Annotated in this window: 1 rRNA gene; it reads right to left on the bottom strand. The window is 52.7% G+C overall.

Annotation, left to right across the window (positions count from 1 at the left end):
- Window positions 1-19: 19 nt before the first annotated feature.
- Window positions 20-2927, bottom strand: a 23S ribosomal RNA gene (locus EVX52_RS25040).
- Window positions 2928-2995: the final 68 nt, after the last annotated feature.

Raw genomic sequence — 2995 nt, 5'->3', positions numbered from 1 at the left:
AAAACACCTTTGGTGTTGTAAGGTTAAGCCTCTCGGGTCATTAGTACTGGTTAGCTCAATGCATCGCTGCACTTACACACCCAGCCTATCAACGTCTTAGTCTTAAACGTCCCTTCAGGTGGCTTAAAGCCACAGGGAAGACTCATCTCGAGGCAAGTTTCGCGCTTAGATGCTTTCAGCGCTTATCTTTTCCGCATTTAGCTACCGGGCAATGCCATTGGCATGACAACCCGAACACCAGTGATGCGTCCACTCCGGTCCTCTCGTACTAGGAGCAGCCCCTCTCAATCTTCCAACGCCCACGGCAGATAGGGACCGAACTGTCTCACGACGTTCTAAACCCAGCTCGCGTACCACTTTAAATGGCGAACAGCCATACCCTTGGGACCTACTTCAGCCCCAGGATGTGATGAGCCGACATCGAGGTGCCAAACACCGCCGTCGATATGAACTCTTGGGCGGTATCAGCCTGTTATCCCCGGAGTACCTTTTATCCGTTGAGCGATGGCCCTTCCATTCAGAACCACCGGATCACTATGACCTACTTTCGTACCTGCTCGAGCCGTCACTCTCGCAGTCAAGCTAGCTTATGCCATTGCACTAACCTCACGATGTCCGACCGTGATTAGCTAACCTTCGTGCTCCTCCGTTACTCTTTAGGAGGAGACCGCCCCAGTCAAACTACCCACCAGACACTGTCCTCACCCCCGATTAGGGGGCCGAGTTAGAACATCAAACATTAAAGGGTGGTATTTCAAGGTTGGCTCCACGCAGACTGGCGTCCACGCTTCAAAGCCTCCCACCTATCCTACACATCAAGGCTCAATGTTCAGTGTCAAGCTATAGTAAAGGTTCACGGGGTCTTTCCGTCTTGCCGCGGGTACACTGCATCTTCACAGCGAGTTCAATTTCACTGAGTCTCGGGTGGAGACAGCCTGGCCATCATTACGCCATTCGTGCAGGTCGGAACTTACCCGACAAGGAATTTCGCTACCTTAGGACCGTTATAGTTACGGCCGCCGTTTACCGGGGCTTCGATCAAGAGCTTCGCCTTGCGGCTGACCCCATCAATTAACCTTCCGGCACCGGGCAGGCGTCACACCGTATACGTCCACTTTCGTGTTTGCACAGTGCTGTGTTTTTATTAAACAGTTGCAGCCAGCTGGTATCTTCGACTGGCTTCAGCTCCGGGAGCAAGTCCCTTCACCTACGCGCCAGCGTGCCTTCTCCCGAAGTTACGGCACCATTTTGCCTAGTTCCTTCACCCGAGTTCTCTCAAGCGCCTGAGTATTCTCTACCTGACCACCTGTGTCGGTTTGGGGTACGATTTCGTGTTACCTGGAGCTTAGAGGCTTTTCCTGGAAGCATGGCATCAGCTACTTCACCACCGTAGTGGCTCGTTATCACGCCTCAGGGTTAGTATGCAACCGGATTTACCAGGTCACACCCCCTACACGCTTGAACCGGGACAACCGTCGCCCGGCCAGCCTAGCCTTCTCCGTCCCCCCTTCGCAGTAACACCAAGTGCTGGAATATTAACCAGCTTCCCATCGACTACGCTTTTCAGCCTCGCCTTAGGGGTCGACTCACCCTGCCCCGATTAACGTTGGACAGGAACCCTTGGTCTTCCGGCGTGCGGGTTTTTCACCCGCATTATCGTTACTTATGTCAGCATTCGCACTTCTGATACCTCCAGCAAACCTCACAGTTCACCTTCGACGGCTTACAGAACGCTCCCCTACCCAACAACGCCTAAGCGTCGCTGCCGCAGCTTCGGTGCATGGTTTAGCCCCGTTACATCTTCCGCGCAGGCCGACTCGACCAGTGAGCTATTACGCTTTCTTTAAATGATGGCTGCTTCTAAGCCAACATCCTGGCTGTCTATGCCTTCCCACATCGTTTCCCACTTAACCATGACTTTGGGACCTTAGCTGGCGGTCTGGGTTGTTTCCCTCTTCACGACGGACGTTAGCACCCGCCGTGTGTCTCCCGTGATAACATTCTTCGGTATTCGTAGTTTGCATCGAGTTGGTAAGCCGGGATGGCCCCCTAGTCGAAACAGTGCTCTACCCCCGAAGATGAGTTCACGAGGCGCTACCTAAATAGCTTTCGGGGAGAACCAGCTATCTCCCGGTTTGATTGGCCTTTCACCCCCAGCCACAAGTCATCCGCTAATTTTTCAACATTAGTCGGTTCGGTCCTCCAGTTAGTGTTACCCAACCTTCAACCTGCCCATGGCTAGATCACCGGGTTTCGGGTCTATACCTTGCAACTTGACGCCCAGTTAAGACTCGGTTTCCCTACGGCTCCCCTATTCGGTTAACCTTGCTACAAAATATAAGTCGCTGACCCATTATACAAAAGGTACGCAGTCACCTAACGAGTAGGCTCCCACTGCTTGTACGTACACGGTTTCAGGTTCTATTTCACTCCCCTCGCCGGGGTTCTTTTCGCCTTTCCCTCACGGTACTGGTTCACTATCGGTCAGTCAGGAGTATTTAGCCTTGGAGGATGGTCCCCCCATATTCAGACAGGATGTCACGTGTCCCGCCCTACTCATCGAACTCACAATCTGTGCATTTTTGTGTACGGGACTATCACCCTGTACCGTGCGACTTTCCAGACGCTTCCACTAACACACAAACTGATTCAGGTTCTGGGCTCTTCCCCGTTCGCTCGCCGCTACTGGGGGAATCTCGGTTGATTTCTTTTCCTCGGGGTACTTAGATGTTTCAGTTCCCCCGGTTCGCCTCGTTAGACTATGTATTCATCTAACGATAATGTGCCGGAGCACACTGGGTTTCCCCATTCGGGTATCGTCGGGTATAACGGTTCATATCACCTTACCGACGCTTTTCGCAGATTAGCACGCCCTTCATCGCCTCTGACTGCCTAGGCATCCACCGTGTACGCTTAGTCGCTTAACCTCACAACCCGAAGGTGTTTCCACCGTCGCATTGCGATTATTTGAGAGACTCTGTTACAGACTAATCCA

It is taken from the genome of Rahnella sp. CFA14(1/10) (genome assembly GCF_004195095.1).
Lineage (GTDB): Bacteria > Pseudomonadota > Gammaproteobacteria > Enterobacterales > Enterobacteriaceae > Rahnella > Rahnella perminowiae.
The sequence above is the reverse complement of the archived record's forward strand: the minus strand, read 5'-3'. Positions and strand labels throughout refer to the sequence as shown.